The organism is Actinomyces oris, from assembly GCF_006546825.1.
In the GTDB taxonomy this organism is placed as follows: domain Bacteria; phylum Actinomycetota; class Actinomycetes; order Actinomycetales; family Actinomycetaceae; genus Actinomyces; species Actinomyces oris.
In genome coordinates, this window is sequence record NZ_VICC01000007.1 from 1 (window position 1) to 22785 (window position 22785).

Annotated in this window: 20 protein-coding genes and 1 tRNA gene; 14 read left to right on the forward strand and 7 right to left on the reverse strand. The window is 68.4% G+C overall.

Features of this window, described 5'->3' with window-relative positions:
- The 3 genes from FK267_RS10820 to FK267_RS10830 all read left to right on the forward strand — a co-directional run.
- Positions 1-1238: alpha/beta hydrolase (locus FK267_RS10820; RefSeq protein ID WP_141407208.1), on the forward strand; the 1238-nt coding region annotated here is incomplete at its 5' end.
- Between the two features lie 178 nt (positions 1239-1416).
- A complete protein-coding gene (locus tag FK267_RS10825; protein WP_232622448.1) occupies positions 1417-3159 on the forward strand; it encodes an alpha/beta hydrolase in 1743 nt (580 codons plus the stop codon).
- Positions 3160-3246: 87 nt separating this feature from the next.
- A complete protein-coding gene (locus FK267_RS10830; RefSeq protein WP_141407209.1) occupies positions 3247-4854 on the forward strand; it encodes an alpha/beta hydrolase in 1608 nt (535 codons plus the stop codon).
- 145 nt (positions 4855-4999) lie between these two features.
- On the opposite strand, the gene FK267_RS10835 is transcribed toward FK267_RS10830, so the two are convergent.
- Positions 5000-5998, reverse strand: a complete 999-nt coding sequence (locus FK267_RS10835; protein ID WP_101558927.1) for an asparaginase — start codon at positions 5996-5998, stop codon at positions 5000-5002.
- 19 nt (positions 5999-6017) lie between these two features.
- Positions 6018-7565, reverse strand: coding sequence for an amino acid permease (locus tag FK267_RS10840; protein WP_141407210.1), 1548 nt, complete (start codon positions 7563-7565; stop codon positions 6018-6020).
- Between the two features lie 317 nt (positions 7566-7882).
- Between FK267_RS10840 and FK267_RS10845 the strand changes: the two genes are divergently transcribed.
- From FK267_RS10845 to FK267_RS10855, 3 genes are all read left to right on the forward strand, one after another.
- Positions 7883-7955 (forward strand) — tRNA-Thr (locus FK267_RS10845).
- A 616-nt stretch (positions 7956-8571) separates the two neighbouring features.
- Complete coding sequence (locus tag FK267_RS10850; protein WP_003787869.1) at positions 8572-8901, forward strand: histone-like nucleoid-structuring protein Lsr2; 330 nt, start codon at positions 8572-8574, stop codon at positions 8899-8901.
- Between the two features lie 269 nt (positions 8902-9170).
- The gene (locus tag FK267_RS10855) at positions 9171-9908 is read left to right on the forward strand and encodes a phosphoglyceromutase (protein WP_075253629.1); all 738 of its coding nucleotides are present in this window, start codon (positions 9171-9173) and stop codon (positions 9906-9908) included.
- 90 nt (positions 9909-9998) lie between these two features.
- Here the strand turns inward: FK267_RS10855 and phoU are convergent, their stop codons facing one another.
- A complete protein-coding gene (gene phoU, locus FK267_RS10860) occupies positions 9999-10679 on the reverse strand; it encodes a phosphate signaling complex protein PhoU (RefSeq protein WP_003787867.1) in 681 nt (226 codons plus the stop codon).
- Positions 10680-10881: 202 nt separating this feature from the next.
- Between phoU and FK267_RS10865 the strand changes: the two genes are divergently transcribed.
- The 5 genes from FK267_RS10865 to FK267_RS10885 all read left to right on the forward strand — a co-directional run bounded on the left by FK267_RS10865 (position 10882) and on the right by FK267_RS10885 (position 15969).
- Positions 10882-12117 (forward strand): sensor histidine kinase, encoded by a 1236-nt coding sequence (locus FK267_RS10865; RefSeq protein WP_141407211.1) that lies wholly within the window; start codon positions 10882-10884, stop codon positions 12115-12117.
- A 95-nt stretch (positions 12118-12212) separates the two neighbouring features.
- On the forward strand, positions 12213-12944 hold the full coding sequence (locus FK267_RS10870) for a response regulator transcription factor (protein WP_141407312.1): 732 nt from the start codon (positions 12213-12215) through the stop codon (positions 12942-12944).
- A 142-nt stretch (positions 12945-13086) separates the two neighbouring features.
- A complete protein-coding gene (locus tag FK267_RS10875) occupies positions 13087-13569 on the forward strand; it encodes a CarD family transcriptional regulator (protein ID WP_003779424.1) in 483 nt (160 codons plus the stop codon).
- Between the two features lie 47 nt (positions 13570-13616).
- Positions 13617-14462 carry an IspD/TarI family cytidylyltransferase gene (locus FK267_RS10880; RefSeq protein WP_141407212.1) on the forward strand — a complete coding sequence of 282 codons (846 nt, stop codon included), beginning with the start codon at positions 13617-13619 and terminating at the stop codon, positions 14460-14462.
- Positions 14463-14523: 61 nt separating this feature from the next.
- Positions 14524-15969, forward strand: a complete 1446-nt coding sequence (locus tag FK267_RS10885) for an MFS transporter (RefSeq protein ID WP_141407213.1) — start codon at positions 14524-14526, stop codon at positions 15967-15969.
- 105 nt (positions 15970-16074) lie between these two features.
- Here FK267_RS10885 and FK267_RS10890 read toward each other — a convergent pair whose 3' ends face one another.
- The 3 genes from FK267_RS10890 to FK267_RS10900 form a co-directional block, all read right to left on the reverse strand.
- Entirely contained in the window at positions 16075-16503 is a 429-nt protein-coding gene (locus FK267_RS10890) for a DUF2218 domain-containing protein (protein ID WP_141407214.1), read from the reverse strand.
- 437 nt (positions 16504-16940) lie between these two features.
- Positions 16941-17270, reverse strand: coding sequence for a heavy metal-binding domain-containing protein (locus FK267_RS10895; protein ID WP_003787857.1), 330 nt, complete (start codon positions 17268-17270; stop codon positions 16941-16943).
- A gap of 38 nt (positions 17271-17308) precedes the next feature.
- Complete coding sequence (locus FK267_RS10900) at positions 17309-17863, reverse strand: SprT-like domain-containing protein (protein WP_141407215.1); 555 nt, start codon at positions 17861-17863, stop codon at positions 17309-17311.
- A 151-nt stretch (positions 17864-18014) separates the two neighbouring features.
- Between FK267_RS10900 and FK267_RS10905 the strand changes: the two genes are divergently transcribed.
- From FK267_RS10905 to FK267_RS13755, 3 genes are all read left to right on the forward strand, one after another.
- Positions 18015-19133 (forward strand): hemagglutinin, encoded by a 1119-nt coding sequence (locus FK267_RS10905; protein WP_232622447.1) that lies wholly within the window; start codon positions 18015-18017, stop codon positions 19131-19133.
- 425 nt (positions 19134-19558) lie between these two features.
- Complete coding sequence (locus FK267_RS10915; RefSeq protein WP_075379098.1) at positions 19559-21085, forward strand: phospholipase D-like domain-containing protein; 1527 nt, start codon at positions 19559-19561, stop codon at positions 21083-21085.
- 119 nt (positions 21086-21204) lie between these two features.
- Positions 21205-21336: a hypothetical protein gene (locus FK267_RS13755; RefSeq protein WP_256694815.1), complete on the forward strand. Its 132-nt coding sequence runs from the start codon at positions 21205-21207 to the stop codon at positions 21334-21336.
- Positions 21337-21802: 466 nt separating this feature from the next.
- Here the strand turns inward: FK267_RS13755 and FK267_RS10920 are convergent, their stop codons facing one another.
- A complete protein-coding gene (locus FK267_RS10920; RefSeq protein ID WP_081379397.1) occupies positions 21803-22741 on the reverse strand; it encodes an ABC transporter permease subunit in 939 nt (312 codons plus the stop codon).
- Between the last annotated feature and the right edge of the window lie 44 nt (positions 22742-22785).

The following is a 22785-nucleotide window of genomic DNA, read 5'->3' on the forward strand; positions in this document are numbered from 1 at the left end:
GCCCCGGCGGATCCGGGGTGGACAACGTCGGCGCGATGGCGACGACGACCTTCGCCGGAGTGCAGAGCGCCTACGACATCATCGGCTTCGACCCCCGCGGCATCGGCTCCTCCACCGCCATCACCTGCAGCACCGACGCGGAGGCGAAGGCGATGGAGGGGGTCTCTCCAGTCGATGGCGCAGGCGCCCCCGTAGCATTCGAGAAGCGGGCCGCCGTCATGTCCGAACGCTTCAAGCAGCTGGAGGCCGACTGTGCCTCCCGCACCAAGCCGACCGAGCTGCTCGACCATGTGGACACTGTCTCGGTGGCCCGGGATCTCGATATTCTGCGGGCGCTGTCCGGCGACCAGAAGCTCAACTACACGGGTTTCTCCTACGGCACCTACCTGGGGGCCACCTACGCCGAGCTCTTCCCCGCCAATACTGGGCGGCTGGTCCTCGACGGCGCCCTGGATCCCAGCCTGAGTTACAGTGAACGCAGGCAGGGGCAGGCCCGCGGCTTCGAGCGGGCGCTGCGCAACTATGTCGTCTGGTGCCAGTCGGGACAGAGTTGCCCCCTGACCGGTGACACTGACGCGGGCGTCAAGCAGATCGGGGACGTCTTCACCTCAGCCAACCAGTCGCCCGTGCCGTCCTCGGACCCGAACCGCCCAGTGACGGGCGAGGAGATGAAGCGGATCGTGGGGTTCATACTCTATTTCCCGGAGAGCTCGTGGAGCGCCGTCAGTGAGGCCCTGGGGCAGGTCATCAACGAGCACGACGCCTCGGCCTTCAGGGCCATGGCGGACCAGATCGCCGCGCAGCCCCAGGTCAACACCGGAGCGAACATCGGCATCAACTGCCTGGATTACCGGGTCGAGGGCAACATGGCCACCTGGACGGCGCAGAGCAAGGAGCTGGAGAGGATCGCCCCCCGCTTCGCAACCGTCACGGAGGCCGGCGACCTCGGCTGCCAGGCCTGGGGGCACACCGGCACTCAGCCGTCCAAGGCGCTCCACGCCAAGGGGGCCGCGCCGATCCTCGTGATCGGGACGACCGGCGACCCGGCCACTCCGTACGAGTGGGCGGAGGCGCTGGCAGACCAGCTGGACTCCGGTCAGCTCCTCACCTGGGAGGGCAACGGGCACGCGGCCTACACCAACTCCGGGCACGGCCCCTGCGTCACCCAGGCGGTCGACACCTACCTGCTCACCGGCACCATGCCTAAGAAGGGACTGACGTGCCACGGCAAGCAGTGAGCTCTCGAGGAACCGCCGCCTTCCCGCCGGAGTCCCGCTGAGGGGCGTCAGGGGCTGCGGGTACGCATCACCGTGGTTGGGGAGCCGGAGGCAGGCGCCCCAACCACGGTTCTTTTCTTCTCTCAGATGCCTGCTCATGACGCGGACACGTCCGTTTACTGTTTGTAATATAACGGTTATGAAAAATAGCGTGAATGAATTGTCTGGTCCGCGACGAGTCGGCCCGGGGCGCCGTCGGGTGTCTGCTGGGGTGCTGGCGGCGGTGGCGGGTGTGTGTCTGGGGGTGGGGGCCGGTGCGGTCCCCGCTGCTGCGCTGCCCGCCGCAGGGCCGGCTCCGGCAGCCTCTTCCAAGGCGGCGGTTCCCCAGGGGCTGGAGTCCTTCTATGGTCAGAAGGTCGAGTGGTACGACTGTGTGGGCACCGGCGGGATGGAGAAGTCGGCTGAGAAGACCGGTTTTCAGTGCGCCAAGGTCACCGTGCCACTGGACTACTCCCAGCCGGACGGGCAGACCATTGAGATCGCGATGAAGAAGCACCTGGCCACCGGCTCGGTGCGCCAGGGCACCCTCTTCGTCAACCCCGGCGGCCCCGGCGGATCCGGGGTGGACAACGTCGGCGCGATGGCGACGACGACCTTCGCCGGAGTGCAGAGCGCCTACGACATCATCGGCTTCGACCCCCGCGGCATCGGCTCCTCCACCGCCATCACCTGCAGCACCGACGCGGGCCAGCAGCCCGCCAAGGCCGCCCAGGGGGGCATGGGCGTCAACGACCTCCAGCCCGGCTCCCTCGTCGCCGACGTCGCCGGGGACGACCCCACCCCCTTCCGGGACGCTGAGAATCCTGCCGCCGACGGCGGAGTAGAGGCCAATGTCGCCTTCCCGACCCTGATCGAGGAGATCTCCAAGGACTTCAAGCAGGAGGAGGCCAACTGCGCCGCCCACACCAAGCCGGCCGGGCTGCTCGACCATGTGGATACCGTCTCGGTGGCCCGGGATCTCGATATTCTGCGGGCGCTGTCCGGGGACCAGAAGCTCAACTACCTGGGCTTCTCCTACGGCACCTACCTGGGTGCTCACTACGCCGAGCTCTTCCCCGCCAACACCGGCCGCATGGTCCTCGACGGCGCCGTCGACCCCTCCCTGTCGCTGGGGGGCCGGGCCTCCGGGCAGGCCCAGGGCTTCGAGACCGCACTGCGCACCTACGTCCAGCAGTGCCAGTCCGGCCAGGCCGTTCAGGAGGGCCAGAGCTGCCCCCTGACCGGTGATGCCGACGCCGGAGTCCAGCAGGTTCGCACCCTCATCTCCTCGGCCGACCAGGCGCCGCTGAAGACCTCAGACCCGAACGTCACCGTGGACGGCAGCACGATCCGCAGCGTCGTTCGCCGATTCCTGTACACCTCCGAGTACTGGCCCCTCCTCACCTACGCCCTCGACCAGGCCATCACCCAGAAGGACGGCTCCTACATCCAGGTGCTCTACGGCAAGGTGGCGGCCGGAGGCAGCGCTCCGACCTTCTATGCCGTCAACTGCCTGGACATCCCCGTCCAGGGCGATATGACCAGCTGGGAGAAGGAGTACCAGCAGATCCTCCAGAGCTCGCCCACCTTCGGCGCCTCCTTGGGCAACCAGGATGCGCGCTGCCAGGCCTGGGGGCACAACGGGACCCGCAAGCCCGCACCCATCCACGCCAAGGGGGCGGCCCCCATCCTGGTGGTGGGCACCGCCGGCGACCCGGCCACGCCCTACGCCTGGTCCCAGGCCCTGGCCGATCAGCTCGAGTCCGGCCGACTCCTGACCTGGGAGGGCAACGGCCATACCGCCTACGGGCGCTCGGGGGCCTGCGTCCAGAAGGCCGTCGACACCTACCTCATCAGCGGGACCATGCCCGAGGAGGGGCTGACCTGCAAGAACGGACAGTGAAGCCGGACCGTCCCCGCCCCGGGGGCCTCGATGGGAACTTCTTCCCACTCCGTCTCCAGGAGGAGGCCCCCGGCGGCACGGCAGCATATGGTTCACATCGTGACTACTGCGACCTCGCCTCGGCCTCGTATCAAGCCTCTGCTCGTGGCGCTCTCCGCGCTTCTGGTGTGCGGGGGCCTGACCGCCTGCCAGGACGACACCGATATCAAGGCAACGCCGGCAACGGCGTCGGCCACGGCAACGATTCCGGCCGGGCTGGAGAGCTTCTACAAGCAGAAGGTCTCCTGGTACGCCTGTGACAAGAAGGGGATGGGCGAGGCGACGTCGGGGAAGGACACCGGCTTCACCTGCGCCAAGGTCAAGGTGCCGCTGGACTACGACAACCCCGGTGGCGAGACGATCGAGATCGCGGTGAAGAAGCGGGCCGCTAGCGAGGACTCCGTCGGCTCGCTGTTCGTCAACCCGGGTGGGCCGGGAGGGTCGGGCATCGAGCTGGTCGAGAGCGCCGGTTCCTACTTCTCCAAGAACCTCACCAGCTCCTACGACGTCGTCGGCTTCGACCCGCGTGGCGTGGGCGCCTCCACGGCGGTCGACTGCCTGACCGACGCCGAGCTCGACGCCGAACGAGCCGGGGCGAACGACCCGGCGACCCCCTCGGCCGCCGCCACCCAGGAGCGGGCTCAGAAGATGGGGGAGGCCTGCGCGTCGAAGACCAGTCCCGCGGGGCTCCTGGACCACATTGACACCATCAGTGCCGCCAAGGACCTCGACATCCTGCGGGCGGTTGACGGCCAGCAGGCGCTGACCTACCTGGGCTTCTCCTACGGCACCTACCTGGGGGCCACCTACGCCGAGCTGTTCCCCGCCAACACCGGGCGGCTGGTCCTCGACGGCGCCGTCGACCCCTCCCTGAGCGCCGCGGACCTGGCCCTGGGGCAGGCCAAGGGCTTCGAGGCGTCGCTGCGGGCCTACGTGCAGAACTGCCAGAGCTCCAAGCTGGGCTGCCCCCTGAGCGGGGACGTCGACTCCGGAGTCTCCCAGGTCCGCGAGTTCCTCGAGTCCACGAAGGCGGCGCCCCTGCCGACCTCCGACGACAAGCGGCCGCTGACCTACGACCTGGCCGTCTACGGGGTGCTGGGCTCGATGTACCAGACCCAGCTGTGGCCCTCCCTCACCCTGGCGCTGTCCCAGGCGATGGGCAAGGTGGGCAGTCCGGACGGAAGCGCGCTGCTGGCCATCGCCGACGCCGTCTCCTCCCGTCAGAGCGACGGCAGCTACTCCGGTAACGGCGCTGAGGCCCTCATGGCGGTCAACTGCCTGGACTACCCGGTCGAGGGGGACAACACCTCCTGGGAGGAGGAGGCCAAGGCCGTCAACGAGGCCTCGCCCACCTTCGGCTCCCAGCTGCTCTACCCCGACGCCTACTGCCAGGGCTGGGGCCACACGTCGAGCCGCAAGCGCGAGAAGATCACGGCCTCCGGTGCCGCGCCGATCCTCGTGGTGGGCACCACCGGCGACCCGGCCACGCCCTACGCCTGGTCCGAGGCGCTGGCCGATCAGCTCGAGTCCGGTCAGCTCATGACCTGGAAGGGCAACGGGCACACCGCCTACGGGCGCTCCAATGACTGCGTCAAGAAGGCTGTGGACACCTACCTGCTCAACGGGACGATGCCGGCCAAGGGACTCACCTGCTGACCCTCGCCAGGCCAGCCGGCCCTCCAGGTTCCCGCAGGCCATGAGATCGGCCCCGGACGACAGTCGCGTCGTCCGGGGCCGATTCGTCAGTGGGCAGTGGAGGGAGTGGAGGGTCCGGCACCGCGAGGCTTACGGGCCGCTCGCCTTACTGGCTGAGCTCACCGGCGATGGAGCGTCCCATCCAGCCGGCCAGGTCGTCTCCCGTCAGTCCCTGCGAGAGCAGGAACTGGACCTTGGCGTAGGCGGCCTCCAGGGTCATGTCGCGGCTGCCGACGGCGCCACTGCGGGCCAGTGCGTCCCCGGCCTCGTAGTGCCCCAGGAGGACCTCGGACTCGTGGCACTGGGAGGTGACGATGACGGCCGTCCCGGCATCGATCACTCGCTCGACGACGTCGGTCAGCCCCGGCTCCTGGGACGGCACGTTGCCGACTCCGAAGGCCCGCAGGATCACGGCCTCGGGCAGCGGTGTCAGTAGCGCCTCCAAGCGGGCCGCGGTGATGCCCGGCACCAGGTCGACCACGACGACGTCGTGACGGGCGTAGGGGGCGACGTTCTTCCAACCGGCTCCGCCCCGGGTGCTTGGGGCCCACTGCCACGGGGCGCCAGTGGTGGCTAGAGGAGCCGCATTGGGGGACTCGAAACCGGTGAAGGCCCACGAGGAGGACTTCGTGACCCGGTTCCCGGCCAGGAGCCGATGTCCGAAGAACAGCGCCACCCCGCTCAGGCGCCCGGAGGTGGCGGCCTTGAGCGCCCCGGTGACATTCGCTGCGGCGTCGGTTCCCAGTTCTCCGAGGGGGAGCTGGGAACCGGTGACGACGACCGGAACGCTCAGATCCGTCAGTGCATAGGACAGGGCGGCACTGGTGTAGGCCATGGTGTCGGTCCCGTGCAGGATGACGAAGGCGGTCTGCGGGTCGGCCGCGGCGTGGGCGCGCAGGTCGTCCACGATCGCCTGCCAGGACAGCGGGGTGGCGTTCGAGGAGTCGATGAGCGGGGTCAGCGAGGTCACGGACACCGAGCGTGCCAGGGGCGTGCCCGCCAGCAGCGAGTCGAGCCACCCCTCCAGATCCGCACCGGGAACGAGGCCGTGAGGGGAGCCCACCATCCCGATGGTGCCCCCGGTGTAGATGATGTGAACGTGCATGGGCTCAGCCTCCTGTCGCTCAGGCCTCGTGCGACGGGGCGGATGCGGCTTCGTCCACCTCGTCGGCGAGGACCTCGTCGAGCAGGTCGCCCCGAATGCGTCCCCGCACCGCGTACCAGCCTGCCACCATCATGACGGCGACGATGGCGAATAGGGCCAGAGTCCAACGTCCGGCCGGGTCGGCCACGTTCGAGACGACGACGATGGTGAAGAAGGCCAGGGCCGCGTAGTTGGACCAGGGGGCCCAGGGCATCCGGTAGGCCGGGCGCACCTCCTTGCCCTCCTGCACCCGCCGCAGGAAGGCGAGGTGGGTGACGAGGATGGCTCCCCAGGTCCCGGCGATGCCGATGCCGGCCAGGTTCATGACGATGTCGAAGGCGTCACCGGGCAGGTAGGCGTTGAGGACGACGCCGAGCAGCCCCAGGGCGGAGGTGATGATGATGCCCCCGGCAGGAACATGGTGCTTGTTGAGTCCGGCCGCCACCCGAGGGGCCTCGCCGGCCACCGCCATGGAGCGCAGGGTGCGTCCGGTGGCGTACAGGCCGGCGTTGAGGGAGGACAGCGCGGCGGTGAGGACCACGACCTGGATGATGTCGCCGGCATAGGGCACACCGATCCCGGAGAAGAAGGTGACGAAGGGCGACTCGGTCTTGGAGTAGGACGTGTAGGGCAGGACCAGCGCCAGCAGCATGACCGAGCCGACGTAGAAGACGAAGATGCGCAGAATCATCGAGTTGATCGCCTTGGGCAGGATTTTCTCCGCGTCCTTCGCCTCTCCGGCCGCCACGCCCACCATCTCCGTGCCACCGAAGGCGAAGACGACGCCGAGGGTCAGGGCGAAGACGATTGGGAATCCCTCGGGGAAGAACCCACCGTTTCCGAGGATGTTGTGAGCCCCCGCGGTGATTGCGCCTCCGTCGGGATCCGTTCCGGTGTGAAGCCCGAGAACAATGGCGACGATGGCCACCACCATGAAGGACACGATGGCGGCGACCTTGATGAGCGCGAACCAGAACTCGGCCTCACCGAACATCTTGACGTTGAGCATGTTGAGGATGAAGACCAGGACGAGCGCGATGAGCGCGAAGACCCACTGCGGGACAACCTTCAGAGCCGTCCAGTAGTGGAGGTAGAGGGCCACGGCCGTGATGTCGGCCATGACGGTGACCGACCAGTCCAGGAAGAAGAACCAGCCGGTGATGTAGGCGCCCTTCTCGCCGAGGAACTCACGGGCGTAGGAGACGAATGCTCCGGAGGAGGGTCTGCGGATGGCGAGCTCGCCCAGAGCGCGCACCATGAGGAAGGCGAAGATTCCGCAGACGGCATAGGCGAACATCAGTCCCGCCCCGCCGTCCTTGAGTCGCCCGCCGGCACCCATGAAAAGACCCGTGCCGATGGAGCCGCCAATGGCGATCATCTGCAGGTGACGGTTCTTCAACGACTTGTTGTAGCCGGCGTCGCCGCGGTCCCGGATCTGGTCGTGCTGGGAAGCTCGGGAGGGTGACGGTGAAGCACCCGTCTGTGGTGATGGAGAGGTGGGGGAGTGGGTGGACGGAGACTCGCTCATGGGGATCCTTACGGAGAGGGAGACCTGTTGAATGACGTGCGGAGAATACCGGGCTCGGGTGCTGCGGGTGATGCGGGGCGGCTGTCGAGCTCAGGCGCACTCCTGTCCGGGATGTGCCACGACGTCGTCATGATCCAGTGCTGAGTCGGGGGAATCCGGGGAGGTCTGGGGGTTTGGAGGGCTCTTTGTCCTCGGCGATGGTGCCGATGCGGCGAGGCGGACGGTTAACTGTGTCGAGGAACACGGTTCTCCCCACGGTGCTGGATTGCGGTGGCGGCCGCGGGGCCGGTATGTTCGGCTCTGCTGCTTGTGCCAGCGCCGCCTTAGCTCAGTCGGCAGAGCGATTCACTCGTAATGAATAGGTCGTGGGTTCGATTCCCACAGGCGGCTCGATCAGCCCCGGGAGGTCATGCCTTCCGGGGCTTTTGGGTTTCCAGCACCTCGCCTGCGGGCTCTTGGTGTGCTGTCCGGCACATTTGATGGCTGTGGTGGTCGTTCCTGGCCCGGGTTTTGGGGATGACCGCATGGCTGAAATCCTTCGCTGCCGAGCGACAAGGGGGCGTCGCGGCTTGAATGGAAGGATTCTCCTGGGTTGACGTGATGTTCCTCAGGATGAGAGTGGTGGCGCTCCAGGCATTGTCTTCCGGCTGAGAGAATCCCCCACCGCTATCTGAGAGTCATCTGGGAGATTGGCTGCCTCGGATTGACTGGTCGTTGGATACCTCTATGCGGCTGGAGGAGGTGTGGTGCCATGCCTGGATTGTTCCGTCGGGTCTCGTGGGGATCTCCAAACAGGACCTCAGTGCTTTCACAGTTTTCGTCTCAGTCATCAAGACCTTCGGGGTGGTATGTCGTCGCGCATCACTGTGTGATTGGAGGGCGGGGCGGCTGGTAATGAGGGCGACGAATAGCCGTGTTGCATTGGGAGCAACTATTGTTTAATCTAACGTTGTCCGCAGCGGGATACATCCTTCGGGCCCGCTCCCTCCACTCAGAATGAGGAATCATGGCACAGAAGACTCAGGTCATCCTCGTCGACGATGTCGACGGGTCCGAGGCCAATCAGACCGTCACCTTCGCCCTTGATGGCGTCTCCTACGAGATCGACCTGAACGACGAGCACGCAGCCGCTCTTCGTGAGTCCCTTGAGGAATGGATTGGAAAGGCTCGTCGCACCGGCGGCCGCCGTAGTTCCGGTCGTCGTCGTTCCAGCGGCCCCTCTGACACCCAGAAGATTCGCGAGTGGGCCCGTGAGCAGGGCCTTGAGGTTTCTGACCGCGGCCGCGTCTCTGCTGACGTGCGCAAGGCCTACTACGAGGTCAACCCCGGCAACTGAGGGAACGTGGGGCGCCTGGCTCAGATGCTGCCGGCACCCCGCATCGGGTCATTCTCGAGCTGACTGCCACCTCGCACCACGACTCTGGTTGTGCGCTCAGGCGCATTACCGGGGTCGTTGTGTTTTCAATACGTGAATTCGCCCCGTGAGCGGGCGGTATCGCTGCCAGTCGTGCCTTTGGGGGCGATGCGCCGGTACCCCACCATGGAGGCGCTCTCCTGGGCCTCTTGGGCCTCGCGCCATGCCCGCGATCCTGGCAGGATAGGGCCATGGCTTACACCCTCGTACTGCTCCGCCACGGCGAGAGCGAATGGAACGCGAAGAACCTCTTCACCGGCTGGGTCGATGTCCCACTGTCAGACAAGGGCCGCGCCGAGGCCGTCCACGGTGGCGAGCTGCTCAAGGAGGCCGGCGTCCTCCCCGAGAAGCTCTTCACCTCGATGCTGCGCCGCGCCATCATGACCGCCAACCTGTCCCTGGACGCCGCGGACCGCCACTGGATCCCGGTGGAGCGCAACTGGCGCCTCAACGAGCGCCACTACGGCGCCCTGCAGGGCAAGAACAAGAAGGAGATCCGGGACGAGTACGGGGAGGAGCAGTTCATGCAGTGGCGCCGCTCCTACGACGTGCCGCCGCCGCCCATCGAGGCCGGCTCGGAGTTCTCCCAGGACGCCGACCCCCGCTACGCCGGTGAGCCCATCCCGGCCACCGAGTGCCTCAAGGACGTCCTCGAGCGCCTCCTGCCCTACTGGGAGGGCACCATCGTCCCCGAGATCAAGACCGGCAAGACCGTCATGATCGCCGCCCACGGCAACTCGCTGCGCGCCATCGTCAAGCACCTCGACGACATCTCCGACGACGACATCGCCGGCGTCAACATCCCCACCGGGATCCCGTTGGTCTACGAGCTCGACGAGGAGACCCTCAAGCCCCTCAAGAAGGGCGGCCGTTACCTCGACCCCGAGGCCGAGGCCAAGATCGCGGCGGTGGCCAACCAGGGCAAGTGAGCCCCGGCGGCCTGCCGCACCCTCCATGATGCGGGCGGCGTCGGACCTCAAGGAAGGTCCGACGCCGCCCGCGTCATTGGTTCCAGGCGCTCAGTGGAGCGCGTCGGCGTCCTCGGCGTCGTGCGTCTCGGGCATGGAGGCGCCCGAGACGAGGTAGGCCACGCGGCTGGCCACCGACGTGGAGTGGTCGCCGAAGCGCTCCAGGAAGCGGCCCATGAGGACAGCGTCGATGACCTGCTGGCGGCTCAGGTCGTGAGCCGGGTCCAGGATCATCTGGAAGGAGCGGCGGTGCAGGGCGTCGAGCTCGGCGTCGTTGGTCTGAATGACGGAGGCCAGCTCCAGGTCCCGCGTCGAGATGAGGCGGGCGACGTCCTTGCCGGCGCGCACCGCCAGGTCCGCCATCTCCAGGATGAGCCCCAGGACCGGCTCGGGCAGCGGCGGCTCGGGGTAGCGACCGCGGGCGATGGCCGCCACGTGGCGGGCCAGGTCGCCCTGGCGCTCCAGGGTCTGGGCCATGCGCAGCGCGGACAGGACGTTGCGCAGGTCCCCGGCCACCGGCTGCTGGCGGGCCAGCAGCATGACGCACAGGTCGTCGATGTCGCGCTGGAGGTCGTTGATGCGCTCGTCGGCGTCGATCACCTGCTCGGCGATGACGATGTCCCCCTGGCGCAGGGACTCCGCGGCCCGCTCGATCGCGGTGGCGACCTGGTTGGCCATGGACTCGAGGTCGGAGCCAAGCTGCTTGAGCTCCTGGTTGAAGATGGCGCGCATGAGGCTGCTCCTGTTCGGGGCGAGGACCGATGGTTCGGGCCGGTCGGTGAGGTGGCTCGGTGGTGCGGCTCGACGATCCCGCCGAGGCCGCCGCCAAGGATGTTGTCCCCAAGCACAGCAGCCCCGCGACTCCGCCGCAAGCGGCACGCCCACAGGCGGGGCCGGCCGGTGGACGCTCTGAGGACTCAACTACCCTGGAGGCGTGGGCCTGACCGTCACCGTTCTCCTCCTTGCCGCCGCCGCTCTCACGTGCCTGGGGGTGGCGATCGGTGTCGCGCTGTCCCGGCGCGAGCGCCGGGCGGCCACGAGCGCCGCCGACCTGGCCGGACTGGCCGGGACCGATACGGCCGTCCCGGTGCTGGCGGCGCTGCGCTCGACCGTCGTCGTCCTCGATGACGACGACGAGGTCCTGCGCGCCTCGGCATCGGCCTACACCTTCAACATCGTGCGCGACGACGCCGTCATCGAGCCGACCGTGGTGGCGATGGTGGGGCGCGTGCGGGCCTCGGGCCAGGCGCAGGACGCGGCCGTCACCGTGGCCCGAGGGCGGGTGGCGGGAGCGGGCCAGTTCCACCTGCAGGTGCGCGTGGCCGGTATCGGTCAGGGGCGCGTCCTCATCCTCATTGAGGACCACACCGCCGCCCGCCGGGTGGAGGCCATGCGCCGTGACTTCGTCGCCAACGTCTCCCACGAGCTCAAGACCCCGGTCGGTGCGATCCAGCTGCTGGCCGAGACCGTCGAGGCCGGCGCCGACGACCCCGACTTCGTGCGCGACTACTCCGGGCGTATGCGCAAGGAGGCCCGCCGCCTGGGCGTCCTGGTCCAGGAGATCATCGAGCTCACCCGCCTCCAGGAGGGCGACGCCCTGGCCGAGCCCGAGGTCGTTGACGTCGACGACGTCGTCGCCGAGGCCGTGGACCGGGTGCGCGTCGAGGCCGACGGCCGCCAGATCACCCTCGTGGCCGGCGGCACCAAGGGACTGCGGGTGCGCGGCGACGCCGCCCTCATCACCACCGCCGTGCGCAACCTGCTGGACAACGCCATCCGCTACTCCGAGCCGCGCACCCGGGTCTCGGTGGGCGTCTCGCTGGACGCGGAGGACCCCGACATCGTGCGCATCGCCGTGGTCGACCAGGGCATCGGCATCCCCAAGGAGGAGCAGGAGCGCGTCTTCGAGCGCTTCTACCGCGTGGACAAGGCCCGCTCGCGCGCCACCGGGGGCACCGGCCTGGGTCTGAGCATCGTCAAGCACGTGGCCGCCGACCACGGCGGCACCGTCGAGCTGTGGTCCGCCCCCGGGCGCGGCTCCACCTTCACCCTCGTACTGCCGCGCCTGGGCGAGGGCGAACCGGTGGAGGGTGAGTCGGTCGGGGCTGGGTCGGCCCAGAACGAGCCCGCCCAAGCCGCCGCGGAGCACACCTCTGGGAGCGGGTCATGAGCCCGGCAGAGCGTTCCGCAGGGACGGGTGCAGGACCCGTTGCGTCGTCGGGTTCGGGGGCGTCTGCGGCCTCCGGTGCACTGGCCGCGGCGTCGATGACGTCGGTGAGTGGCCCGACCCGGATCCTGCTGGTCGAGGACGAGGAGAACTTCCGCGACCCGCTCGCCTACGGGCTGCGGCGCGACGGCTTCGAGGTGGTCGAGGTCGAGGACGGCCAGCGTGCCGTCGAGATCTTCGAGGCCTCCCGGCGCCCCGGCGGGGTTGGCCCCATTGATCTGGTCCTGCTGGACCTCATGCTGCCCCGGCTGGACGGGACGGAGGTGTGCACCCGGATCCGGCGCTCCTCCTCCGTGCCGGTCATCATGCTCACCGCCAAGGACACCGAGCTGGACAAGATCGTCGGCCTGGAGATCGGGGCCGACGACTACGTCACCAAGCCCTACTCCTACCGGGAGCTCCTGGCGCGCCTCAAGGCGGTTTTGCGTCGTAGCCGCGCGGCCGCCCCGGAGCCCGAGCCGGTGCTGGTCGCCGGCGGGGTGCGGATGGACGTCGAGCGCCACGAGGTCAGGGTCGACGGCGAGGTGGTCGCCATGCCGTTGCGGGAGTTCGAGCTCCTCGAGCTGTTTCTGCGTCACCCCGGCCGCGTGCTCACCCGCAGACAGATCCTTGAGCGCCTATGGGGGCCCGATTACGAGGGCGACACGAAAACTCTGGACGTCCATATCAAACGGCTCCGGGGCCGGATTGAGGCCGACGTCTCCAAACCGGTTCTCATCACCACGGTCAGGGGGCTCGGCTATCGCCTGGATGGAGAATCGGAGCACTGATTCTCCAGTGCGGGTGGCGCGCAGTTCTTGCCTGCCGTCCCGGGCCGTGCCCGCCGTGACCTCTGTGAGATACGTCCCCGATCTTTGCGCGGAATGACCTGATAAACTAGAGGTCCGCAAACCAGTCTGGAGAGTCATCCTTATGACCTATGAAGTCGGTGAGACTGTCGTCTACCCGCACCACGGGGCCGCCCGGATCATTGACATCCGGCAGCGCAAGGTACGCGGTGAGGAGAAGACGTATCTGCAGCTCGAGGTGGCCCAGGGTGACCTGACCATCTTGGTTCCAGCCGAAAGCGTTGAGCTCATCGGCGTCCGTGATGTGGTTGATGAGACCGGTTTGGAAAAGGTCTTCGAGGTACTGCGAGCTCCGCTGACTGAGGAGCCCACGAACTGGTCTCGCCGTTTCAAGGCCAACCAGGAGAAGATCGCCTCCGGGGACGTCATCAAGGTCGCCGAGGTCGTGCGGGACCTCTCCCGTCGTGACACGGACCGTGGTCTGTCCGCCGGCGAGAAGCGCATGCTCGCCAAGGCCCGCCAGATTCTCGTCTCCGAGCTGGCCCTGGCCCAGAAGACCCCCGAGGAGGAGGCCGAGTCCCGCCTGGACGAGGTCCTCGCCTCCTAACGCAGCGCTCGTGCTCAGGGCGTCGGGGACGCGGTAGCGTCCTGCCCGTGAGCACCAACCCTTCATCCCAAGCATCCGCCCCGCCCGAGTCCGCTCCGGGTGGGGCGGTCGCCGTTCTCACCGCGGCGGGCTCCGGCTCCCGCCTGGGCGCCGGGGTCCCCAAGGCCCTCGTCCCGGTGGGCGGCGTCAGCCTCCTGCGACGGGCGGCGGCCGGACTCATCGCCTCGGGGGTTGTCAGCCACGTCGTCGTCACCGCCCCCGCTGAGGAGGTCGACCGGTTCCGCGCCGAGCTCGAGGGACTGCCGGACGGATCGGTCGGGGCCTCGGCGGGCCGGCGCCCTGGGATCGAGGTCGTTGCCGGATCGCCCCGCTCCCGACAGGCCTCTGTGGCCCTCGGGCTCGCAGCGGCCCTGGCCGCCGTACCGCAGGCCGACGTCGTCATCGTCCACGACGCCGCGCGGGCGCTGACGCCGCCGGAGGTGACGCAGCGGGTGGTCGCGGCCGTACGGGCCGGACACGAGGCCGTGGTCCCGGCGCTGCCCGTGACCGATACCGTCAAGGAGGTCGAGGCCCGCCCGGCGGGGGAGCCCGAGCCCGTCGTCGGCACCCCCCGACGCGACCGGCTCCGGGCGGTCCAGACCCCCCAGGGATTCTCGACCCCCGTGCTCGTCGCCGCCCACCGCGCCGGCGCCGAGCGGGCCGGGGACGAGGCGCTTGCCGCCTCCGACGACGCCGGCCTCGTTGAGGCCTGCGGCGGCAGAGTCGTCGTCGTCGCCGGAGACGAGCGCGCCATGAAGGTGACCACGCCGATGGATCTGGCCCTGGCCGAGCTGCTCCTGGAGCGGCAGTCCGCGCAGGGGGAGCGCCCTGCCGAGACCGGTGGGGAGAACTGACGATCAGGTCTGTTTCCCTTTCGGTACCGCCGCCGGCCCCGATGGCTCTATCGTCTCTTCCATGAGCACGACAGTGACTGCTCCGACGCAGGCCAGCTCCCGCACCCGGCTCCTGTCCTGGCCCGTCATCGCCTGGGGCCTGTGGGACTGGGGGTCGGCGGCCTTCAACGCGGTCATCACCACCTTCGTCTTCACCGTCTACCTGGTCAGCGACTCCTTCGGGGCCAAGGCGGACAACGAGTCGGCGCTGTCCCTCGGGCTGGCCATCGCCGGGCTGTTCATCGCCCTGCTGGCGCCGGTGACCGGGCAGCGCTCGGACCGGGGCGGGCGAACCGTCTTCTGGCTCGGCGGCTACACAGCGGTGGTGGTGGCGGTCTCGGCGGCCCTGTTCCTGGTGCGGCCCGAGCCCGGCTACCTGTGGCTCGGCATCGTCCTGCTGGGGGTCGGCAACATCTTCTTCGAGCTGGCCTCGGTCAACTACAACGCCATCCTCAACCACCTGGCCTCCAAGGACCGCATCGGTGCCGTCAGCGGCCTGGGGTGGGGGATGGGCTACCTCGGCGGCATCGTCCTGCTGCTCATCCTCTATGTCGCTCTCGTGGGGCCGAGTCCCTTGGTCTCCTTCGCGGCTGGAAGCGGCATGGGGGTGCGCGTCGCCATGCTGGTGTCCGCGGCCTGGTTCGGCCTGTCCGCCCTCCCCGTCCTCATCAACCGCTCCCGCAGGCTCGGGCGCTCCCGCGCCGAGCACGTCGCGGAGGTCGGTGAGGGGATGGCGACTGCCGAACCGGGACGGGACCGGGCCGCCATGGAGACCGAGCCGGTGGAGGCCGTCTCCCACCAGGGCAAGCGCAAGGAGTCGATCCTGACCTCCTACAAGCTGCTGTGGCGCACCCTGCTCCAGCTGCACCACTTCCAGCCGCGCCTGCTGTGGTTCCTGCTGGCCGCCGCCGTCTTCAGGGACGGGCTGGCCGGGGTCTTCACCTATGGCGGCATCATCGCCCAGAACACCTTCGGCTTCTCATCGGGCGACGTCATCATCTTCGCCATCGTGGCCAACATCGTGGCCGGCATCGCCACCATCTGGGCCGGGCGGCTCGATGACCGCTTCGGGCCGCGCAACGTCATCATGGCCAGCCTCATCATCCTGGTGGTGGCCGGGCTGCTGGTGTTTTTCCTGCACTCCGCCGGGACCGTGGCCTTCTGGGTGCTGGGCCTGCTGCTGTCGGCCTGCGTGGGACCGGCCCAGTCGGCCGCCCGATCCTTCCTGGCCCGGCTCATCCCCGAGGGACAGGAGGGCGAGATCTTCGGGCTCTACGCGACCACCGGGCGCGCGGTGTCCTTCATGGCGCCCGCGATGTACGGCATCTTCATCTACCTGGGGACGCGCATCGTCGGGCCGGGGGCGAACTACTGGGGGATCCTCGGGATCGTCGCCGTGCTGGCCACGGGTCTGCTCCTCATGCTGCGCGTGGGCAACCCCGTCGCCGAGCAGGAGTCGGCCGCGTAGACCACGTCGGCCGCGTAGACCGCCGTCGCGGTCGTGCCCTATGCCTCGAAGTCGAGGGGTAAGGGTACGACCTCGCGACCTAAGGTACGACCGAGCGGTGCTTCATCACGACGAGGCCTGGCGGGCCTCGCGTTCGGCGCGCATGCGCTCGAGATCCTCCGGAGTCAGCGGCCCCTGGGTGGTCCCGGGGGCCCCGTCCTGACGGATCCAGCTCACGACGAGGCCCTCCTTGGCGCCGAAGCGGGCCAGGTGGATTCCAGTGACCTGCTCGAGGCGTTCGAGGTGCGCGTCGCCGGCGGCCAGGTCGAGCTGGAGGATGTCATCGTGACAGGAGAGCTCGACGGCGCCGGTGGCGGCCCCCTCACGGTCGAAAATCAGGGAGCCGGTCTGTGAGGCCTCATCCCACGTGGTGGTGATCTTGCGGCCCATGTGAGAAGCCAGCTGCTTGCCGTAGCGGGAGGGGCGGTCCGTGCTCACCCGAGCAGTGGAGCGACGGGAGAAGACGGGCTGTGCTGAGTCGGCGGAGTCAGTCATGCCCTTATCCTGACGCGCTTGGTCGGCCGCGGTCCCCACGAGTTCTCTGAGAGCGCGAGAGCGGGACGGGAAGCAGACGGGGCATACCCGACGGGGCCGAGAAAGGACTCGGCCCGCGGTTCGGAAGTCCGAACCGCGGGCCCAAGCCTCGCGAGGTCCCACCTGCGACCCGGGGTCCCATGCACCCGAGGAGGCGGTTCCTCCTTCGCCGGAACGATGATGCCAGGCTCCCTATGACCCGACTCCATCTCAGAGGAGCGATCTGTCATCGGGCTCCCCAACCCTCGAGACCGTCCCTGTCCGGCGGTGACTACTATGTAACGCCCTCACCCTGTGAGGACGAGGGACAGATCCCTGGGAAAAATCTGGGAAATTCGCGGGCGGGTTGTTTCGGTGACTCAAGCCTTCCCCTGAATGGGGCTGGGGCTCAGTTTCGCTCAGGAGACAGGGGAGAACCGCACTGCGGTGCCTGAGGCGGTCACCATGAGCATGCCGTTGTCCGTCCCCAGGGTCTCGTAGTCGAGGTCGACGCCGACGACGCCTTCAGCGCCGAGCTCCTGGGCGCGCTGCACCATTTCCGCCAGGGCCGTCTCCCGGGCCTGGATCAGCTCTTCCTCGTAGGACTGGGAACGGCCTCCCACGAAGTTTCGGAACCCCGCGGCCATGTCCTTGAGGAAGTTGACTCCTGCGACGGTCTCGCCGCACACGACTCGCAGGTACTGGGTGACGGGGTATCCCTCGACGGTGGGGGTGGTGGTGACGATCATGAGCTGCTCCTTCACGGGGTGGCGGGCGATGGTGGTGGTCAGGACGATAGTGTCCTGGAGGAGCCTGCGGGATCGTCCGGTGGTTGGATATGAGCCAGCCTCAGGCGGCGGCTGTAGCGCTCGCTGATCCGATCGTGGGGGACGGACTCGCCGTCGAGGCTCCACGCCAGGAGGTGCTCCAGGCTGAATCGAGGGGCGCAGCGCGAGCACGAGACGGGTGAGGCCGGACGGCGCATGCGGTCCACCTCATGGCCCGCCGGGCACCTGCCCACCCAGCGTCCCCGGAGCCGCGGGGCCTGAGGGTCAATGAGTCGACGCCCTGTCGCCCCCAACCGGGTCGCCTCGGCGGCCCAGACGGCGTCGTGCCCGTGGCGGGGGCCGACGCGGGCGTGGGCGATCTCGTGCAGGATCGTCTCGCGGACCTGGGCCTCGTCGTACAGGCTCATGAGGTGGCGGCTGAGCGTGATCCGACGTCGAGCATGATCCGTCTGGCCGGCCCGCCGGCGCGCCCGGTCGAAGGCCAGGTCCCAGTCGCCGACGTCGGCCTCCTTCATGAGGGAGCGCGCCAGGCTCAGGACATCGGGCAGATTCACGGCCCCACGGTATGCGACGGCGGACTCACCCGGCCGACGGCGGCGCTGTGGGGCGCATCGCCTCCCGCCAGATCCTGATCGGATACTCGCCGCGGGAGGCCCGGGCCGCTTCGGGCCGTGCGTCGGCCCGTGATGTGACACGATGGCGCCGATGTCCCACCATCCCTCCGGCCGACGTTCGCGGCCCCAACGAAGCACCGCAGGAACCGGCTCGCCCCAGCCCGCACGAGCTCCGCGCAGCGCCCGCCCAGCCGCGCAGCGCGGCACTGACCGCGCCCGGCGGGAGGATGCGAGTCAGCGCCCCAGGAAGGTGAAGGGGAGTCGAGGCGGCCGTGGGCGCCTCGGGCTCCTGCGCGCCGGTGCCGGACGGGGGCGGGGGCGCAGGGGCGGCTCCGTTCAGTCCTTCCTGAAAAGCCCGATCGGCGTCGTCCTGGCCGCCTTCCTGGTCACGCTCCTAGTGGGACTCCTCGTGCTGCGTGCCGCCGGTTCCTCGCTCGGCGGCCTCGCGCTGGGGTGGAGCAAGGCCACTGATACCGGAACACCTTCTGCGCCCGCGCCCCTGGTGCCCGACGCCAGCGGCTTCAACGCTGCCCGCATCATCGATGACGAGGTCTTCTACGACTCCCAGGCCATGACACGCGAGGAGATCGCCGCCTTTCTCACCCGCGTCAACGCCGGCTGCCAACCGGGCAGTGACGGCACCGAGTGCCTGGCCGGCGCCACCTTCTCCGTGCCGGCCCGCCAGGCCAGCACCTTCTGCCCCGGAGGCATCGAGGCCGCCTCCGGCGCCAGCGCGGCCGATGTCATCTGGGAGGTCTCCCAGGCCTGCGACATCAACCCCCAGGTGCTCCTGGTCCTCATTCACAAGGAGCAGGGGCTGCTCACCGCCTCCGGTGCGAGCCTGAGCGCACGCGACTACGAGGCCGCTGCCGGCTACGCCTGTCCCGACCACGGGGCCTGCGACCCCCAGTGGGCCGGCTTCCCCTCCCAGCTTTACGGGGCGGCCTCCCAGTTCCATCGCTATCGTCTCGACCCGAGCAGCTACGACGTCGTGGCCCAGCGGCCCACACGGATCGCCTACTCGCCCGACGGGCAGTGCGGCAGCGGTGAGGTGACGGTGGCCAACCAGGCGACAGCGGGCCTGTACAACTACACGCCCTTCCAGCCCAATGAGGCTGCCGCCCACGGTGGGGACCAGTGCACCTCATGGGGCAACTGGAACTTCTACGGCTACTTCAAGACCCTCTTCGGCGCTCCGACGTCGGCCTAAGGACGCCCACGCGCAGGGGTGGATTCCGCAGTATTTCAAGGGATTCAAGGGAGGCTGCCAGCCCGCCCGGAAGGCCGTGACCATATCGTCATCAAGCGTCATCATTTAGATGCGCGATTTCCAGGCTTCTCTCAGACAGCATCGGCAGAGTCATAGTCACCGCTGAACGGTGGCGACCGTGAGGTACTGGGGAGTACCACTGACCGGCCACCACTGAGTCTGGGCCACAGCCAAGGGAATGTGCTCGGGCGTTTCGGTGAAGGAGGACCCGCTGCCGAATGGGAACCGGTAAGCGACCTCGTTGCGAAGGGCCCGACCCGGTGGTGAACCGGGGCGGGCCTTCGCAGTGCCTGGGCGTAGGACCATCCGGTCCGCGCCCAGGCGTTTTTGCGGGGACCAGTCGGCGGGCATGACATGATGCGAGCATGACGCTGCCGCCGGTACTGGCGACCACCTGGGTCGTCATCGAGTACCTCATTAAGATCGCTGCGCTGGGCACGGTTCCGGAGAACCGCCGCCCGTCGTCGTCGACCGCCTGGCTGCTGCTCATCTTCCTGCTGCCCCTCGTGGGGCTCCCGCTCTACCTGCTCATCGGCAGCCCGTGGGTCCACGGCACGCGTCGCCGCCAGCAGCACACCGTCAACGAGATCACCCTCGACTACACCCGCTCCATGCCCGACCTGCCCAAGGGCGCCCGGCCCTCGACCTACCTGGCCGGGGCACTGCGCATGAACCGCCGGCTCACCGGCCTGCCCTGCGTCAGCGGCGAAGTGGTGGCCGTCCACGCCGATCCCCGCAGCACCTACGAGGCCATGGCCCGAGCCATTGACTCCGCCACCGATCACATCCACGTCGAGTTCTACATCATGAGCTGGGACGAGGTCACCGACGTCTTCTTCGCCGCCCTGGAGCGCGCGGTGGCCCGCGGCGTCACGGTGCGCCTCCTCCTGGACCACCTGGGCAGCCGCAAGTACCCCGGCTGGAAGCAGTTCTGCCAGCGCATGACCGACGCCGGCATCCGCTGGCGCCTCATGATGCCGCTGCTGCCGCTCAAGCGCCGCTGGCGCCGCCCGGACCTGCGCAACCACCGCAAGATCCTGGTCATCGACGGCGAGAAGGGCTTCATCGGCAGCCACAACGTCATCGACCCCTCCTACCGGACCCGGCGCAATGTGCGGGCCGGGCGCCGCTGGGAGGACCTGTCGGTGGAGGTCACCGGCGAGATCGTCCTGGAGGCCCAGGCCGTCTTCGCCATGGACTGGTTCTTCGAGGCCGGCGAGCAGCTCGAGGCCTTCGACCTGGCGCTGGGGACGCCGGCCGAGACCCTGCCGGAGATGGCGGGGCTGCCGGGAATCCCGGTGGGCACGCCGGCCCCCAGGCCCGGGCGTCCGGGCGCCGTCGTCAACGCCATGCAGCTCATTCCCTCCGGGCCGGGCTACCCCACTGAGCCGAACCTGCGGATGTTCCTGGCCCTCATCCATGGGGCCAAGCGGCGCGTGTCCATCACCAGCCCTTACTTCATTCCCGACGAGGCGCTGCTGGCGGCGATGACGTCGGCTGCTTACCGGGGGGTGGAGGTCGAGCTGTTCGTGGGCAAGGAGTCCGACCAGTTCATCGTCAGTCACGCCCAGCGCTCCTACTACTCGGCGCTGCTGGCAGCGGGGGTGCGGATCTACCTCTACCCCTCTCCGATCGTCCTGCATTCGAAGTACATGACGGTTGACGACGAGGTGGGGGTCATCGGCTCGTCCAACATGGACTTCCGCTCCTTCGCCCTCAACTACGAGGTCATGCTGCTGGCCTTCGGAGGGGACCTCGACGACCTGCTCCGCAACAACGACGCCGCCTACCGGGCCGCCTGCACCGAGCTGACTCCCGAGCTGTGGGCCACCGAGCCCTGGTACAACCGCTACGTGGACAACGTCTGCCGCCTCATGTCCGCCGTGCTGTAGCGGGGGCGAGGCTGGGCGCCTCGACGAGCAAAGCGCCGGGACAAAATGTGCAGGCGGTCATATCATGGTGCCTGAGAAGCCTTGGCATGGCGACCGGCTGTCGGGAAGGGAGGTGCGCCGTGGATATCCCGCAGTGGATGTGGGGCATGTTGCTCATGTGGGTCAGCATCACGCTTGGAACGGGGATCCGTCTGTACCGGACCAGACGCTCCTGGATGCGCAAGTACCGGGAGGACCAGCCCCAGCGCTGAACGATCCGGGCTGTCAGTGCGTTGTCTCATGGCTTCTGGGAGTTTCGGATGTCATGACGTCTCAAGACGTCGGTTGGGTGGGTTTTCCAGAGGGAGAGGCGCTGTCTGTACTGCCGGTAGGGGCTGTTTCGGGCCTAAGCGAATTTGCGTTTGAGGTCGATGTACCCCGGGGGTGTTTCGGTTACTGCAATAAGCGGTCCTTTCATCAGAGGAGGTGATTTTGTGGGCATTCCTCCGTGGGTGTGGGCGCTAGCAGTTGGCTGGAGTGGAGTTCTGGTGGGAACGGGGGTCCGTCTGTACCGGACCAGACGCTCCTGGATGCGCAAGTACCGGGATGACCAGCCCCAGCGCTGACCCGAGCAGATCAACACGTATCGACGTCGTCGGCCCCCGCACCGGGAGAGGGTGCGGGGGCCGACTGTGTGGAACCGGAGAAAGGGTCTGATGGGACGCGTGAGACGGTGGCTCAGGCGTCGCGGCGGGTGAAGACGACTGCGGCGATCACCATCGGGATGATGGCCCAGGCGGCGAAGACGGCGATGGCCTGCCAGTGCTGGAGGAAGGTGGCGGTACCGGCCTGTCCCCACTGGGTGGCCAGACTGAAGGGGTCGGAGACGGCGGTGGACAGGGTGTCCGGCAGGAGTCCCAGGACCTTGTTCGCCCACTTCCAGTGGCCGGCCATCATCTGGAACGGAAGGGGGACGACGAACAGCACCGAGACCACCACGGTAATGGCGCCCGCCGTCGAGCGAGTGAGGTGACCGACCCCCTGGGCCATGAGTGAGATGACTGCGAAGGACAAGCCGGTGCCCCAGAACAGCCCCAGGTAGTGGGCGTCGGTGAGAGAACCGGCGTGGCCCTTCATGAACGGGGAGGAGGCGGCGTAGGCCAGCGCTACGCTGAGGACCCCGAGGACGAAGGAGAAGGCCGATCCGACGAGCGCCTTCGCCGCGAACAGACGCCCGCGGCGGGGAACGGCCATCATTGAGGAGCGGATCTGCCCCGAGGCGTACTCGCCGGTCATCACCAGGGCACCCAGGACGGCGACGACGATCATGCCCAGCACCGAGCCCGCGGCGATCATGGTCTTGGCCTGGTCGGCCCGATCGGGGGAGCCGGCGTAGCCGATGGCCAGGCCCGCGCCGAACAGGACCGTGATGGCGATCGTGATGACCGATGTGACCCAGGTGGAGGTCAGGGTGCGCAGCTTGATCCACTCGGCGCGCACCGCGCCGGCGAAGGACTGCCGTCCGGCTACGTGGGGCCGACTGGGGCGGTCGGCGGTCTCCAGGGTCCGATGCCGTCCGGTGCGGGATGCCCGGGAGACGGGGGTGGTTTTCTGGAGGGCCTCGAAACGGTTGACGCCTGTGGTCGGGCCGGCTGCGGCGTCGATAGTGGTGGTCATGGTGCGTCAGTCCTCGAGATGCTCGTGGCCTTTGTTCTTCCTGA

Excerpts from the sequence above, each read along its gene's own strand:
- FK267_RS10870 (WP_141407312.1), top strand. The coding sequence starts at position 12,213 with ATGACGTCGGTGAGTGGCCCGACCCGGATCCTGCTGGTCGAGGACGAG.
- FK267_RS10825 (WP_232622448.1), top strand. The coding sequence starts at position 1,417 with ATGAAAAATAGCGTGAATGAATTGTCTGGTCCGCGACGAGTCGGCCCG.
- FK267_RS10850 (WP_003787869.1), top strand. The coding sequence starts at position 8,572 with ATGGCACAGAAGACTCAGGTCATCCTCGTCGACGATGTCGACGGGTCC.
- FK267_RS10840 (WP_141407210.1), bottom strand. The coding sequence starts at position 7,565 with ATGAGCGAGTCTCCGTCCACCCACTCCCCCACCTCTCCATCACCACAG.
- FK267_RS10890 (WP_141407214.1), bottom strand. The coding sequence starts at position 16,503 with ATGACTGACTCCGCCGACTCAGCACAGCCCGTCTTCTCCCGTCGCTCC.
- FK267_RS10885 (WP_141407213.1), top strand. The coding sequence starts at position 14,524 with ATGAGCACGACAGTGACTGCTCCGACGCAGGCCAGCTCCCGCACCCGG.
- FK267_RS10855 (WP_075253629.1), top strand. The coding sequence starts at position 9,171 with ATGGCTTACACCCTCGTACTGCTCCGCCACGGCGAGAGCGAATGGAAC.
- FK267_RS10915 (WP_075379098.1), top strand. The coding sequence starts at position 19,559 with ATGACGCTGCCGCCGGTACTGGCGACCACCTGGGTCGTCATCGAGTAC.
- FK267_RS10830 (WP_141407209.1), top strand. The coding sequence starts at position 3,247 with ATGGTTCACATCGTGACTACTGCGACCTCGCCTCGGCCTCGTATCAAG.
- FK267_RS10905 (WP_232622447.1), top strand. The coding sequence starts at position 18,015 with ATGTCCCACCATCCCTCCGGCCGACGTTCGCGGCCCCAACGAAGCACC.
- FK267_RS10835 (WP_101558927.1), bottom strand. The coding sequence starts at position 5,998 with ATGCACGTTCACATCATCTACACCGGGGGCACCATCGGGATGGTGGGC.
- phoU (WP_003787867.1), bottom strand. The coding sequence starts at position 10,679 with ATGCGCGCCATCTTCAACCAGGAGCTCAAGCAGCTTGGCTCCGACCTC.
- FK267_RS10920 (WP_081379397.1), bottom strand. The coding sequence starts at position 22,741 with ATGACCACCACTATCGACGCCGCAGCCGGCCCGACCACAGGCGTCAAC.
- FK267_RS10875 (WP_003779424.1), top strand. The coding sequence starts at position 13,087 with ATGACCTATGAAGTCGGTGAGACTGTCGTCTACCCGCACCACGGGGCC.
- FK267_RS10895 (WP_003787857.1), bottom strand. The coding sequence starts at position 17,270 with ATGATCGTCACCACCACCCCCACCGTCGAGGGATACCCCGTCACCCAG.